The sequence below is a fragment of the Streptomyces sp. NPDC004539 genome, assembly GCF_040610055.1.
Lineage (GTDB): Bacteria > Actinomycetota > Actinomycetes > Streptomycetales > Streptomycetaceae > Streptomyces.
Map to the genome: position 1 here is coordinate 198,103 of NZ_JBEXLS010000001.1, position 13,343 is coordinate 211,445.

Consider the following 13,343-nt stretch of genomic DNA (forward strand, 5'->3'; position numbering starts at 1 on the left):
TACTCGCGTCTTATGGGAGGCGAGTCTTCAACGCGCCCGCGATCACGCGCCAGATGTGGCGGCGAAAGTATGCACAAACGTGATGCCGACCGAGAGATTCCGCTATCCGAACAGCGGGTTACAACCGCCGGACGAGTGCAATTCGGCAAAAAGGGGCGAGGAAACGTTTTAGGGTTCACGCTACGCGCGGAGATCAAGGAGCGCCGATGTGACGAACGGGTTTCCTGAGATGACGGTGTGTCAGAGGTTCGGGTGGGGCGTCAGTACGCGCCCGGTGCGGCCGGGTAGCCGTAGCCGGCCGCCGGGGACTGCTGGGCCGGGGCGTGCGCCTCGCGGTCGTAGAACGGGCGGGCGTTGGCCCGCATCCACATGACGACCGGGTCGTAGGCGTCGGTCATCGCGACCGTCGACACCGGCAGGCCGTCCGGTACGGCGCCGATCGACTGCTGCATCATCGCGCGCACCGCGTCGACGGACTGCGGGGACGTGTCGTAGACGTCCAGGCCGATCGAGAGGTACGGCTGGCCGAGCGCGGGCTGGACCCAGGCGCGGCGCAGGGCCCTGATCGCGGGGGTGCGGTGGGCGTTCTGGCCGAGGAGGGCGTAGAAGTGCGGGATCTCGACCGCCGGGTCCGACAGGCGCAGCGGGCCGGGGGGCTGGCGGTCCAGGCCCGTCGCGATCCGGCGCAGGTCCGCCCAGGGGACGCCGACGCCGCCGCCCGGCGCGTGCGGGTTCAGCCACAGGCCGTGCCGGTCGGGGTAGAGCGTGCGGGCCGCGTCGAGGCCGTCCACCACTTCGTACGAGCGGTTCCAGCCGCTCGCGGAGAGCTCCTGGGCGGAGGTGACGGCGGGGGCGTACGCGTGGCCGTCGACCTCCATCGAGCCGTACTGGGCGTCCGGGGAGCCGGCCTGGCCGTGCCACAGGAGCATCCAGATCTGGCCGGTCGTCGGGGTGGAGAGCGCGCGCAGGAGTGCCTCGTAGGCGTCGTAGCGGCCAGGCGTGACCTGGCGCAGCATGTGCTCGACCTGGCCGGTCGCAGCGGTGCCGCTCACGCTCACGCTCACGTCTTTACCGCCCCTTCGTGAGTTGCCCCATGTGTGCCGTTGCCCTGCGTCGTGGTCAAGCTTAAGCGCCTGCCGGGAGTTCGCCGTTTGTGCGCGGGCGGGTTCAGGCGGCCCGCGTGTAGAAGGGCCGCACGTTTCCCTTCATCCACACCCCCACCGGGTCCTCCGCGACGTCGAGCAGGATCAGGTTGACCTGCCAGCCGATCGGGACGCGGCCGAGGGCGCGGCCCAGGGCGTCCAGCGGGCGTTCGCGGAAGTCGCCCTCCCACTGGCCGAGTTCGACGCCCACGAACAGCACGGGCGCCGCCGTCTCGATCGCCGCCAGGCAGCGGCGGGCGGTCAGGACCGTGCCGGTCGCCTCGAACTCCTTGGACGCCTCGGCGAGGAAGTCCATCGGGTCGTCCTGCCAGTCCGGCTCGAAGAGGCGCACGCGGGCGCCGGAGGCCGTCCCGTCGAGGACGGTGCGCCCGCCCCGGCAGAGCTCCGCGACGGCGGCGGGCGGGAGGGGGACGCCTACGACGCCGTCGGGGTTGAGGGCGATGCCGACCTGGGGGGGCAGGCCCTTGGCGAACTCGACGGCCGGGGCGATCGTGAACGACATGTGGGCGCCGGTGACCTGGCGGAACTGTTCCTCGGAGGTGAAGACGGGGACGTACGTCCCGCCGCCGACGTCGATCGTGGGGAGGTCGAGGGGGCCGGTGCGGGGGCCGCCGCCGTTGGGCAGGGGGACCCAGACGAAGCTGCGCGCGAGGACCTCGATTATTCGGGCCCCGGCGGACGGCACGCCCAGGGAGGCGGAGAGCACCTCCTCCAGTTCGTTGCCCGGCCAGCCGCCGTGGGGATAGGGGTGTGGGGATGCCGGGACACCCAGGAAGTCCATCGCTGTCCACCGTCTGCTGAAAACCGCTGTCGAAGAGGAAAAGCTTAAAGGCGTACCGGCCGTGGCGGGGTCAGCCGGTGAAAGCGATCCTGCGCAGGACGTCCACCGCGTCCCGGTCGAGCAGCACCGCGGCCTGGCAGCCGTCCGGGAGTTTCCCCTTCTCGACCGCCCCGACCAGGCGGGACGCGGCGCGGCGGTGGCGCAGGAAGGCGTACCGGGAGACTCCCCGGCCGCGTTCGCGCTGGCCCTCCAGCGCGGTGTCCGGGGTGACGTCCAGGAGGAGGAGGTGCAGGGTGCCGCCCCGGCGGCGGGCCTCCCGGGCGAGCCAGGCCCGTACCCAGGACTGGGTGCCGCAGTCGTGGACGACGACGCCCTCGCCGGAGCGCAGGACCCGCCACAGGCCCGCGTAGTGGGCGAGGCGGACGAGGGGGCGGTAGACGGCGTACGGCAGGAAGCGGGGCGTGCGCGCGTCCCAGCGGTCGCGGGTGTCCTGGGAGTCGATGCGGGTGCCGTGCACCGCGCGGCGCATCAGCGTGGACTTGCCGCTGCCGGGCAGGCCGGTGACGACGACGAGGTCGCGGGGGCCGAAGAGCAGGGCGTGCGGGCTGTGGCCGGCGCGGTCGCGCAGGTCGCGGACGACCGGGGCGGGGCGCTCGGCGCAGGTCCCCCGCTGGGCGGGCAGCGCGAGCGCCGAGGTCGTCGCGTACGCCGTGGTCCTGTTCACCGTGATTCGTCCTCCCCTTGGAGCGGCCCCGTCGGTTACGGGTCTCCCCATTGACAGTAAAGAGAAGGTAATGGATTCTGTCTCGCGATTTCATGCGCTTCCTGCCACAGCCCGGTTACAGATGTGGGCCTGCCGCGCGGCGGGGTCGGCGTGCGATGATGGCCGCGCCAACTGCATACCGGCCGTTCGAATCCGCGCGGGAGAGTTCCCAGCCTTGTGTCGCTGGGGCGCCGAAGGAGCAAGTCCCTCCCTTGAATCTCTCAGGCACCGTTACCGCGTGGGCGAGGCACATCTGAAAAGCGGGCCGCCTGCGGTGGCCCCACCCAAGGTGCAAGCCGTGTTCCCTCCGAGGGTCACGGCGAACCTCTCAGGTTCCGATGACAGATGGGGAGGAGCTTCCTGTTTCCGGACGGGAAGCCCTTTGCCCACCCGTCGCACCTGGGAGACGAACCTCCGATGACCAGCAGCTCCGCCGCCCCGCGCCGTACCGCGCTCGACGCCCTGCACCGTTCGCTGGGCGCGACCATGACCGATTTCGCCGGCTGGGACATGCCCCTGCGCTACGGCTCGGAGCGCGAGGAGCACACCGCCGTCCGCACGCGGGCCGGCCTCTTCGACCTCTCGCACATGGGCGAGATCACCGTCACCGGCCCGCAGGCCGCCGCCCTGCTGAACCACGCCCTGGTCGGCGATCTCGCGGCGGTCGGCGTGGGCCGGGCCCGCTACACGATGATCTGCCGGGCCGACGGCGGCATCCTGGACGACCTGATCGTCTACCGGCTCGCCGAGACCGAGTTCATGGTCGTCGCCAACGCCTCGAACGCGCAGGTCGTGCTGGACGCGCTGACCGAGCGGTCCGCCGGGTTCGACGCGGCCGTCCGCGACGACCGGGACGCGTACGCGCTGCTCGCCGTGCAGGGGCCGGAGGCGGCGGGGATCGTGGGCGCGCTCACGGACGCCGACCTGAAGGGCCTCAAGTACTACGCCGGGCTGCCGGGGACGGTCGCCGGGGTGCCGGCGCTGATCGCGCGCACCGGGTACACGGGCGAGGACGGCTTCGAGCTGTTCGTCGCGCCGTCGGACGCGGTCGCGCTGTGGGAGGCGCTGAGCGCCGAGGGCGCCGCCGCGGGCCTCGTCCCCTGCGGGCTGTCCTGCCGGGACACCCTGCGCCTGGAGGCGGGCATGCCGCTGTACGGGCACGAGCTGTCGACGTCCCTGACGCCCTTCGACGCCGGGCTCGGGCGGGTCGTGAAGTTCGCCAAGGAGGGCGACTTCGTGGGCCGCGAGGCGCTCACCGAGGCCGCCGAGCTGGCCTCGCGCCGTCCGCCCCGGGTCCTGGTCGGCCTGATCGCCGAGGGCCGCCGCGTCCCGCGCGCCGGGTACGACGTCGTCGTGGGCGGCGAGGTGGTCGGCGAGGTGACGTCCGGCGCCCCCTCCCCCACGCTGGGCCGGCCGATCGCGATGGCGTACGTCGACGCCGCGCACTCCGCGCCGGGGACGGCCGGGGTCGGCGTGGACATCCGAGGCAGCCACGAGCCGTACGAGGTCGTGGCTCTGCCGTTCTACCAGCGCCAGAAGTGATCCTTCCAGGTCACGCAAGCGTCCCGCTTACCGAGCACTCCCCCGCGTACAGGAGAATTCAGGCCATGAGCAACCCCCAGAACCTGCGCTACAGCAAGGAACACGAGTGGCTGTCGGCCGCCGAGGACGGCGTCGCGACGGTCGGTATCACCGAGCACGCGGCGAACGCGCTCGGTGACGTCGTCTTCGTCGAGCTCCCGGCGGTCGGTACGGCCGTGACCGCGGGCGAGTCCTGCGGCGAGCTGGAGTCGACCAAGTCGGTGAGCGAGCTGTACGCGCCGGTGTCCGGTGAGATCACCGAGGTCAACGCGGATGTCACGGAGGACCCGTCGCTGGTCAACTCCGAGCCGTTCGAGGGTGGTTGGCTCTTCAAGGTGCGGATCACGGACGAGCCGGGCGACCTGCTCTCCGCCGACGAGTACACCGCTTTCACCGCCGGCTGAGGAGTCGTCCCCATGTCTGTCCTGAACACGTCCCTGCACGAGCTGGACCCGGAGATCGCCGCGGCGGTCGACGCGGAGCTGAACCGGCAGCAGTCGACCCTGGAGATGATCGCCTCGGAGAACTTCGCTCCGCTCGCGGTCATGGAGGCGCAGGGGTCGGTCCTCACCAACAAGTACGCCGAGGGGTACCCGGGGCGCCGCTACTACGGCGGCTGCGAGCACGTCGACGTCGCCGAGCAGATCGCGATCGACCGGGTCAAGGAGCTGTTCGGCGCGGAGTACGCGAACGTCCAGCCGCACTCCGGGGCGTCCGCGAACCAGGCGGCGCTGTTCGCGCTGGCGCAGCCCGGGGACACGATCCTGGGGCTCGACCTCGCGCACGGCGGCCACCTCACGCACGGGATGCGGCTGAACTTCTCCGGCAAGCAGTTCAACGTGGTCGCCTACCACGTCTCCCCGGAGACGGGTCTCGTGGACCTCGCCGAGGTGGAGCGGCTCGCGCTGGAGCACCGGCCGAAGGTGATCATCGCGGGCTGGTCGGCGTACCCGCGTGAGCTGGACTTCGCGGAGTTCCGGCGGATCGCGGACGCCGTCGAGGCGTACCTGTGGGTCGACATGGCGCACTTCGCCGGGCTCGTCGCGGCGGGGCTGCACGCGAACCCGGTGCCGTACGCGGACGTCGTCACGTCCACCACGCACAAGACGCTCGGCGGGCCGCGCGGCGGGATCATCCTCGCCAAGAAGGAGTTCGCGAAGAAGCTGAACTCCTCGGTGTTCCCCGGCTTCCAGGGCGGTCCGCTGGAGCACGTCATCGCCGCGAAGGCCGTGTCGTTCAAGGTGGCGGCCTCCGAGGAGTTCAAGGAGCGCCAGCGCCGGACGGTGGAGGGCGCGCGGATTCTCGCCGAGCGGCTGACGGCGGCGGACGCGCGGGAGGCGGGCGTGAACGTCCTGTCCGGCGGGACCGACGTGCATCTGATCCTCGTCGACCTGCGGGAGTCCGCACTGGACGGGCAGCAGGCGGAGGACCGGCTCCACGAGGTCGGGATCACCGTCAACCGCAACGCCGTCCCGAACGACCCGCGTCCGCCGATGGTGACGTCGGGGCTGCGCATCGGGACGCCCGCGCTCGCGACGCGCGGCTTCACGGCCGAGGACTTCACCGAGGTCGCGGACGTCATCGCGCAGACGCTGAAGCCGGCGTACGACGCGGAGGGGCTCCGTATCCGGATCAAGGCGCTGGCGGACAAGCACCCGCTGTACCCCGGGCTGAGCAAGTAGTTCTTCTCGCGGGGGCACCCGACGGCGTGTGCCCCCGCCCTTTCTGGTTGGAGTTCCCCGTGGCCATCTCTGTGTTCGACCTCTTCTCGGTCGGCATCGGACCTTCGAGTTCCCACACGGTCGGGCCGATGCGGGCGGCCGGGATGTTCGCCCGCCGGCTGCGGGGCGAGGGGCTGCTGGAGTCGGTCGCGTCGGTCCGTACGGAGCTGTACGGGTCGCTGGGCGCGACCGGGCACGGGCACGGCACGCCGAAGGCCGTCCTCCTCGGTCTTGAGGGGAACTCGCCGCGCACGGTCGACGTCGAGCACGCGGACGAGCGGGTGGAGGAGATCAAGTCCGCCGGTTCGCTGCGGCTGCTGGGCGAGCGGGAGATCCCGTTCTCGTTCGACGACGATCTGGTCCTGCACCGGCGCAAGGCGCTTCCGTACCACGCCAACGGCATGACGATCTGGGCGTTCGACGCGCAGGGCGCCGAGCTGCTGCGCCGGACGTACTACTCGGTCGGCGGCGGGTTCGTGGTGGACGAGGAGGCGGTCGGGGCGGACCGCATCAAGCTCGACGACACGGCCCTCAAGTACCCCTTCCGTACCGGTGACGAACTCCTGCGCCTCACCAAGGAGACGGGCCTGTCGATCTCCTCGCTGATGCTGGAGAACGAGCGGGCCTGGCGGACCGAGGACGAGATCCGGGCCGGGCTGCTGGACATCTGGCACGTCATGCAGGCGTGCGTGTCGCGGGGGATGTCCCGGGAGGGAATCCTCCCCGGGGGTCTGCGAGTTCGCCGCCGCGCTTCGATGACGGCCCGTCAGCTCCGGGCGGAGGGCGATCCGTTGGCGCGCTCCATGGAGTGGATCACGCTGTACGCGATGGCCGTGAACGAGGAGAACGCGGCGGGCGGGCGGGTGGTCACCGCCCCCACCAACGGCGCCGCCGGGATCATCCCCGCCGTCCTCCACTACTACATCAACTTCGTCCCGGGCGCCGACGAGGACGGCGTGGTCCGCTTCCTGCTGGCCGCCGGCGCCATCGGCATGCTCTTCAAGGAGAACGCCTCCATCTCCGGCGCCGAGGTCGGCTGCCAGGGCGAGGTCGGCTCCGCCTGCTCCATGGCCGCGGGCGCCCTCGCGGAGGTCCTGGGCGGCTCTCCGGAACAGGTCGAGAACGCGGCCGAGATCGGCATGGAACACAACCTCGGGCTGACGTGCGATCCCGTCGGCGGGCTCGTCCAGATCCCCTGCATCGAGCGGAACGGGATGGCCGCGGTGAAGGCGGTGACGGCGGCTCGGATGGCGATGCGGGGGGACGGTTCACACAAGGTGTCTCTCGACAAGGTCATCAAGACGATGAAGGAGACGGGGGCGGATATGAGTGTGAAGTACAAGGAGACGGCTCGGGGTGGGTTGGCGGTCAACATCATCGAGTGCTGAGGGTGCGGGTCAGTCCTCGATGACCGGGTTGCACGGGGACAGGAACGGGTCGAGTCGGTCCTGTACCTCTCCTCGGGCCATGACCCGGACCCGGAAGGCGCCGGGGCCCGGGGGCTCGGTGAGGTCGGCGGAACGCTCGTAGAGGAGGCCCCAGGAGCCGGGGAAGCGCCGGGCGATGAACCGGATGAGGTCGTCGAGTTCCACCGCCTCGTCCCGGCGCCGGTTCATCAGGCCGTCCGTCCGGACGAAGTACTCGCCGTTGTGGATCTTCAGCACCGCCTCGCCGGTCGCCCAGTCGATCCGGCCGATCGCCTCGCGCAGCTCCGCCACACCCTCTTCCAGGGTTCCCGTGTCGGCTTCTTCGGGGGACTCGGCGATGCCGAACCAGCCGTGGAACTCGTACATGTGCCTCTCACAGGGGTGTCGTGTCGATCACGGGCTCGATCCCGTACCGCCTGCCATACTCCTGGAGCTTCGCGACCACTCCGGCACCGGGCTCGCCGTCGAAGTGGAAGTAGGGGGTACGGCCGGACTGGATCGCGTACTCGAACGTGGCCTTCGCCTGGTTCCTGAGGGCGCTGCCCATCTGCATGCCGCCGGGTTTCGACTGGGCCACGTACTCGTCGCTGATCGTGTCGATCTCCCGCCCCTTCGGATCGTTCTCGAACTTGACCCGGGACTCGCCGCCCAGCCGCTCGGCCAGGGCGTCTGCGGCGGGGTCGGGTTTGTTGACCTTGACGAGACTGCGGTGGTTGTAGTGGAGACCGGTCTCGGGGTCGAAGTACTGGCCGGGGAAGCGCAGGGGCCCTCTCAACTCCCCCGTGTCAGCGTGTCGATGGTGTGGTGGAGGAAGGCTGCCGCTGTGGCGCCGTCGCAGGTGCGGTGGTCGAAGGTGAGGGAGAGGGGGAGGATCGTGCGGACGGTGATCTCGCCGTTCGTGGCCCAGGGGCGGTCGGTGAGGCGGCCGGCGCCGAGCATGGCGGTCTGGGGGTGGTTGAGGAGGGGGGTGGCGCCGTCCACGCCGAGGGGGCCGTAGTTGTTGAGGGTGAAGGTGCCGCCGGTGAGGTGGTCGGGGGGCAGGGTGCCGGTGCGGGCGAGGGTGGTGAGGCGGGTGAGTTCGGTGGAGAGGGGCTGGAGGGGGAGGTGGTTCGCGTCGCGGAGGACCGGGGCTGTGAGGCCGTGGGGGGTCTGGGCCGCGAACGCGAGGTTGATGTGCGGGAGTTGGATCAGGACGTTGTCGTCGGGGTCGATCCTTGAGTTGAACTGCGGGTACGCCTCAAGGGCTTTGGCCGCCGCTTCCGCCAGGAGGGCGAGGAAGGTGACCTGTTCGCTCTTCTTGCGGGCCAGGAGGGGCGTGGCGTCGGTGTCGGCCCAGATGGTGACGGCGGGGGTGTCGCGTTGGGTGCGGAGGAATTTGGCGGTGGTGGTGGGGTTGAGGGGGGTTCGGGTGGGGGTGGGCGTGGAGTCGGGGAGGGTGGGGGGCGGGTTCTGCGGGGTGCGGGTGGGGTTCGGCGAGGTGGGGGTGGGATTCCGCTGGGTGTCCGTGGGGTTTGTCGTGGGGGTGCCGGTCGGTGGGCGGGTTGTGCCGTAGCCCGTGAGGACGGCGCCTGAACTGGCGTATTCGGGGGGCCTGTTGGGTGTCGGGCGGGGAGGGTGTGGGCCGGGCTCGCCGATCGACACCAGTGCCGCTCCCACCTCGACGGTCTCGCCGGCGGCGCGGTGCAGGGCGGTGACCACTCCGGCGTACGGACTGGGCAGGGAGACGAGGGACTTGGCGGTCTCGACCTCGGCGAGGGGCTGGTCGTGGGTGACGTGGTCGCCGACGGCGACGGTCCACTCGACGAGTTCCGCCTCGGTGAGTCCTTCGCCCAGGTCGGGGAGGTGGAAGGTGCGGACCGTGTGGGTCGCGGGTGACGGGACGAGGCGGTGGAGGGCCGTCAACACCCTTGCCGTGTCCGGGAGATACGCGTGTTCGAGGAGCGGTGGCGGATACGGCACGTCCAGCCCCGTGACACGCAGGACGGGCCCCCGGAGCGCGTCGAAGCAGCGTTCCTGGACGCGCGCGGCCAGCTCCGCACCGACGCCGGCGAACCCCTGCGCCTCGTGGACGACGACACAGCGCCCGGTGCGCCGTACGGAGGCGGCGAGCGCGGCGTCGTCGAGGGGGACGATCGTCCGCAGATCGAGGACCTCGACGTCCAGCCCCTCGGCGGCGGCCTCCTCTGCGGCGGCGAGGGCGACGTGGACGGCGGGCCCGTAGGCGACGAGGGTCGCGTCGGTGCCGGCGCGGCGGATCGCGGCGGTGCCGAACGGCTTGGTGAGGAGCGGGAGTTCGACGGCCTCCTTGGTCCAGTAGTGCCGTTTGGGTTCGAGGAAGACGACGGGGTCGGGGTCCTCGATGGCCTCGCGGAGCAACGAGTACGCGTCGCCGACGGTCGCCGGGGTGACGACCTTGAGGCCGGCGGTGTGCGCGTAGTACGCCTCGCTGGAGTCGCTGTGATGCTCGACGCCCCCGATGCCGCCGCCGTACGGGACGCGCAGGACGATCGGCAGGGAGAGCGCGCCGCGTGTGCGGTTGCGGAGTTTGGCGACGTGGGAGGCGATCTGCTCGAACGCGGGGTAGGCGAACGCGTCGAACTGCATCTCCACGACCGGACGGAACCCGGCCATGGCGAGCCCGACGGCGAGTCCGACGATCCCCGACTCGGCGACGGGGGTGTCGAAGCAGCGGTGTTCGCCGAAGGTGTCGGTGAGGCCGTCGGTGACGCGGAAGACTCCGCCCAGGCGTCCGACGTCCTCGCCGAAGACCAGGACGCGGTCGTCGGCGTGGAGGGCGTCTCGCAGGGCGGTGTTGAGGGCCTTCGCCATGGTTGTCGGGGTGGGCGCCGGGGTGGCGGAGGGTGTCGGGGTGGGTGCCGGTGCGGTCTGGGGCGTCGGCGGTGTCGGCGCCGGCTCGGTCGTCCGCGTGTGCGTCGGCTGCGCCGTCCGGGTGTCGGTCGGGTTCGTCACCGTCATCTCAACAGCCCTCCAACGCGGCTCGCTGCTCGATCAGTTGGGGTGTGGGTGCGCTGAACACGTGGTCGGTCAGGTCGCGTCGGTCGGTCTCGGCGTCGGCGGACAACCGCACCCGCACCCCGGCCGCGTACGCCTCCGCCTCGGCGGCGATCTCCTCCGCCTCGGCGGGCGTGAGGAGTTGATGCTCCGTCAGCCAGCGTTCCAGCCGTTCGACGGGATCGCGGTCCCGCCACGACTCGGCCTCCTCGGCGGGCCGGTAGCGGGTGGGGTCGTCGGCGCTGGTGTGCGGCGCCATCCGATAGGTGTGCGCCTCGATCAGCCAGGGCCCGCCCCCAGCCCGTGCGTCCTCAACCGCCTTGCGCAGTACGGCGAGCAGGGCGACCACGTCGTTCCCGTCGACCTGTTCGGAGCGGACGCCGTACCCGACTCCCTTGTAGGCGAGGGCCGGTGCGGCGCTCTGCGCGGCGAACGGGACGGAGATGGCGTACCCGTTGTTCTGCACGAGGAAGATCACCGGCGCCTTCAACACCCCTGCCAGGCCCAGCGCTTCGTGGAAGTCGCCCTCGCTGGTGGCGCCGTCGCCGAGGAGGGCGAGGGCGACGGTGTCGGTGCCCTTGAGGCGTTCGCCGTGGGCGAGGCCGGTGGCGTGGGCGGTGTGGGTGGCGAGCGGGGTGCACTGGGGGGCCGTGCGGTGCGCGACGGGGTCGTACCCGCAGTGCGCGTCGCCGCGCAGGAGCGTGAGGGTCTCGACGGGGTCGATGTCGCGGCTGATCAGGGCGACGCCGTCGCGGTAGGTCGGGAAGAGCCAGTCGGTGGGGCGCAGCGCGAGGGCGGCGCCGATCTGGCACGCCTCCTGGCCGAGGCTGGAGGGGTGGACCGCGAGCCGGCCCTGCCGGGCGAGCGCGGTGGCCTGCGCGTCGAAGCGGCGGCCGACGACCATTCTCCGGTACGCGGTACGGAGCAACTCCGGCGGGGGCACCGAGTATTCCCCGCTTCCATTCCCCGAAAACCATTCGTCCGAGGAAACTTCTCCCCTGCGCGGGAGAAAACGAACCGGAACCGGTGATGGCAGCCACGGCATCGGCGATTGCGTCGGACTGTCGCCCATTTACCCGCTGTCCTCTCGTCAAGGAACCGTGTCGGCCCAGAGCTAACACACCCTCGACTTCCCTCCTGAGAAGGGGAAATGAAGCGGAACTGAACAATCAGCCGGTCTATACCACCTCTTGACCAAGCACCTGATGTCAACCGACCGTTGGGTCAACCGCAATTCTCGTGTCTCCCGTTCTTTGCCGAGTCCCGGATGCAATTGAAGAGCGAAAGAACGACCCTGCGGAAGGCATTGGAATGTCCCGAGTACTCCCCTCAGTACACGCGGGAAATCGGCACTACTCGCTCGTCTGCTCCTCCTGCGGAGCACGGCACGCGGACGACGGCCTGATCCTCGACTGCCCCCACCCGCACGAACCGGCGTTCCTGCGCGCCGAGTACGAGACCCCGTACGGCTCACCCGCCGTCGGCGCGCCGCGCACCGGGCTGTTCCGGTTCGCCTCCCTGCTGCCTGTCGCCCGCACCTTCCCCGATGTGCCGGGGCCGGTCGTCCTGCGAGCCGAGAAGCTGGGCCGCAGACTCGGTCTCGACCGGTTGTGGACCGCTTTCAACGGCCACTGGCCGGAGCGCGGCGCCCTGTTGCCGACCTGTACGTTCAAGGACCTTGAGGCGTACACCGTGCTCGGGCGGCTGCCGGAGGACCCGCCGGTCCTGGTGATCCCGTCGGCGGGCAACACGGCCGCCGCGTTCGCCTGGGCGGCGACCCGGCATCAACTCCCTTGCCTCATCGTCGTTCCCGCCTCCGCGCTGGACGGCATGCGCTTCCCCGGGCCGCTCGATCCGTGCGTGCGGATCGTCGTCCTCGACGGGCCCGCGACCTACAGCGACGCGATCGCCTGCGCCGACCTCCTCGCCGCGCTTCCCGGGCACCGGGCGGAGGGCGGCGCGCGGAACGTGGGGCGGCGGGACGGGCTCGGGACGGTGATGCTGGCCGCGTACGAGGCGATCGGGGGGTTGCCGGAGGTGTATGTCCAGGCGGTGGGGAGCGGGACCGGGGCGCTCGGGGTGCATGAGGCGGGGCGGCGGTTGGGGATGTGGGGGCGGGAGGGGCGGTCCCGCGGGGCGGGTTGGTCGGGTGAGGAGGGACGGTCGGGTGGGGCTGGGTGGGAAGGTCGGTCGGGTGGGGCGGGTCTTCCTCGGCTGATGATGTGTCAGAACGCGCCGTTCGCGCCTCTGTTCGAGGCTTGGCGGGGGCGGGGTACGGCTCCCGCCGACCGCGAGCGTGAGCCGGTCGCACGTGAACTCACCAATCGTCGGCCGCCGTTCGGCGTGCGGGGTGGGGTGCGGGAGGCGCTCGTCGAGAGCGGCGGGGACGTGTGGTGCGTCGACAACTCGGCCGCGCTCGCGGGGATGGCGCTGTTCGAGGAGACCGAGGGGATCGACATCGAGCCGGGGGCGGGGGTCGCGGTGGCGGCGCTCGCGGAGGCGGTGCGGGCGGGGCGGGTCGGACGGGACGAGGTGGTGCTGCTCAATGTGACGGGGGGTGGGCGGGGTCGGCAGGCGCGGGATGTGCAACTGGTGGCTGCTGAGCCGTGGTTGCGGGTGCGGTGGCCTGAGCCGGGGGCGGGTTCGGGGGCGAGGTCCGGGTCGGGTTCGGCGTCCGGATCGGGGGCGAGTTCGGGGTCCGGGTCGGGTTCGGCGTCCGGATCGGGGTCCGGGTCGGGTTCGGCGTCCGGGTCGGGGTCCGGGTCGGGGTCCGGGTCGGGGTCCGGGTCGGGGTCCGGCGGCTCGTCCGTCGCGGACGGGGCCCGTCTCGTCGCCGAGCTGGTGAGCAACGCCTCGGTGGGGGCGGCTCGTTGACGTCCCTCTCTCCTCACGACC

12 protein-coding genes, 1 pseudogene and 1 riboswitch are annotated in these 13,343 nt (G+C 71.3%); of the genes and pseudogenes, 5 read left to right on the forward strand and 8 right to left on the reverse strand.

Annotated features, from left to right (window positions below; genetic code table 11):
• Nucleotides 1-260: 260 nt before the first annotated feature.
• The 3 genes from ABZX85_RS00920 to ABZX85_RS00930 form a co-directional block, all read right to left on the reverse strand.
• Nucleotides 261-1,058, reverse strand: coding sequence for an enhanced serine sensitivity protein SseB C-terminal domain-containing protein (locus tag ABZX85_RS00920; protein WP_355862288.1), 798 nt, complete (start codon nucleotides 1,056-1,058; stop codon nucleotides 261-263).
• 109 nt (nucleotides 1,059-1,167) lie between these two features.
• A complete protein-coding gene (locus tag ABZX85_RS00925; RefSeq protein WP_355861262.1) occupies nucleotides 1,168-1,944 on the reverse strand; it encodes an enhanced serine sensitivity protein SseB in 777 nt (258 codons plus the stop codon).
• A 70-nt stretch (nucleotides 1,945-2,014) separates the two neighbouring features.
• On the reverse strand, nucleotides 2,015-2,668 hold the full coding sequence (locus ABZX85_RS00930) for an AAA family ATPase (protein ID WP_355861264.1): 654 nt from the start codon (nucleotides 2,666-2,668) through the stop codon (nucleotides 2,015-2,017).
• Nucleotides 2,669-2,855: 187 nt separating this feature from the next.
• Nucleotides 2,856-2,954: riboswitch (glycine riboswitch) on the forward strand.
• A 170-nt stretch (nucleotides 2,955-3,124) separates the two neighbouring features.
• On the opposite strand from ABZX85_RS00930, the gene gcvT reads away from it, so the two are divergent.
• From gcvT to ABZX85_RS00950, 4 genes are all read left to right on the forward strand, one after another.
• Nucleotides 3,125-4,249, forward strand: coding sequence for a glycine cleavage system aminomethyltransferase GcvT (gcvT, locus tag ABZX85_RS00935; RefSeq protein WP_355861266.1), 1,125 nt, complete (start codon nucleotides 3,125-3,127; stop codon nucleotides 4,247-4,249).
• A gap of 65 nt (nucleotides 4,250-4,314) precedes the next feature.
• Nucleotides 4,315-4,692, forward strand: a complete 378-nt coding sequence (gene gcvH / locus ABZX85_RS00940; protein ID WP_355861268.1) for a glycine cleavage system protein GcvH — start codon at nucleotides 4,315-4,317, stop codon at nucleotides 4,690-4,692.
• A gap of 12 nt (nucleotides 4,693-4,704) precedes the next feature.
• On the forward strand, nucleotides 4,705-5,970 hold the full coding sequence (gene glyA, locus ABZX85_RS00945) for a serine hydroxymethyltransferase (RefSeq protein WP_355861270.1): 1,266 nt from the start codon (nucleotides 4,705-4,707) through the stop codon (nucleotides 5,968-5,970).
• Between the two features lie 59 nt (nucleotides 5,971-6,029).
• Nucleotides 6,030-7,397 carry an L-serine ammonia-lyase gene (locus ABZX85_RS00950; RefSeq protein WP_355861272.1) on the forward strand — a complete coding sequence of 456 codons (1,368 nt, stop codon included), beginning with the start codon at nucleotides 6,030-6,032 and terminating at the stop codon, nucleotides 7,395-7,397.
• A 9-nt stretch (nucleotides 7,398-7,406) separates the two neighbouring features.
• On the opposite strand, the gene ABZX85_RS00955 is transcribed toward ABZX85_RS00950, so the two are convergent.
• The 5 genes and pseudogenes from ABZX85_RS00955 to ABZX85_RS00975 all read right to left on the reverse strand — a co-directional run bounded on the left by ABZX85_RS00955 (nucleotide 7,407) and on the right by ABZX85_RS00975 (nucleotide 11,391).
• Nucleotides 7,407-7,802 (reverse strand): immunity 7 family protein, encoded by a 396-nt coding sequence (locus tag ABZX85_RS00955; RefSeq protein WP_355861274.1) that lies wholly within the window; start codon nucleotides 7,800-7,802, stop codon nucleotides 7,407-7,409.
• Nucleotides 7,803-7,809: 7 nt separating this feature from the next.
• Nucleotides 7,810-8,211, reverse strand: a complete 402-nt coding sequence (locus tag ABZX85_RS00960) for a restriction endonuclease fold toxin (protein ID WP_355861276.1) — start codon at nucleotides 8,209-8,211, stop codon at nucleotides 7,810-7,812.
• On the reverse strand, nucleotides 8,208-9,341 hold the full coding sequence (locus ABZX85_RS00965) for a dihydrolipoamide acetyltransferase family protein (RefSeq protein ID WP_355862290.1): 1,134 nt from the start codon (nucleotides 9,339-9,341) through the stop codon (nucleotides 8,208-8,210). The genes ABZX85_RS00960 and ABZX85_RS00965 overlap by 4 nt, the downstream gene beginning before the upstream one ends.
• Nucleotides 9,318-10,265 (reverse strand): annotated as a pseudogene (locus tag ABZX85_RS00970) (alpha-ketoacid dehydrogenase subunit beta); the annotation flags it as partial. The pseudogene ABZX85_RS00970 and the gene ABZX85_RS00965, both read right to left, overlap by 24 nt.
• Nucleotides 10,266-10,413: 148 nt before the next feature.
• Nucleotides 10,414-11,391 carry a thiamine pyrophosphate-dependent enzyme gene (locus ABZX85_RS00975; protein ID WP_355861278.1) on the reverse strand — a complete coding sequence of 326 codons (978 nt, stop codon included), beginning with the start codon at nucleotides 11,389-11,391 and terminating at the stop codon, nucleotides 10,414-10,416.
• A gap of 368 nt (nucleotides 11,392-11,759) precedes the next feature.
• Here ABZX85_RS00975 and ABZX85_RS00980 point away from each other — a divergent pair, with 368 nt between their 5' ends.
• Nucleotides 11,760-13,322: a pyridoxal-phosphate dependent enzyme gene (locus ABZX85_RS00980; protein ID WP_355861280.1), complete on the forward strand. Its 1,563-nt coding sequence runs from the start codon at nucleotides 11,760-11,762 to the stop codon at nucleotides 13,320-13,322.
• Nucleotides 13,323-13,343: the final 21 nt, after the last annotated feature.

Excerpts from the sequence above, each read along its gene's own strand:
- ABZX85_RS00955 (WP_355861274.1), bottom strand. The coding sequence starts at position 7,802 with ATGTACGAGTTCCACGGCTGGTTCGGCATCGCCGAGTCCCCCGAAGAA.
- gcvT (WP_355861266.1), top strand. The coding sequence starts at position 3,125 with ATGACCAGCAGCTCCGCCGCCCCGCGCCGTACCGCGCTCGACGCCCTG.
- ABZX85_RS00980 (WP_355861280.1), top strand. The coding sequence starts at position 11,760 with ATGTCCCGAGTACTCCCCTCAGTACACGCGGGAAATCGGCACTACTCG.
- gcvH (WP_355861268.1), top strand. The coding sequence starts at position 4,315 with ATGAGCAACCCCCAGAACCTGCGCTACAGCAAGGAACACGAGTGGCTG.
- glyA (WP_355861270.1), top strand. The coding sequence starts at position 4,705 with ATGTCTGTCCTGAACACGTCCCTGCACGAGCTGGACCCGGAGATCGCC.
- ABZX85_RS00925 (WP_355861262.1), bottom strand. The coding sequence starts at position 1,944 with ATGGACTTCCTGGGTGTCCCGGCATCCCCACACCCCTATCCCCACGGC.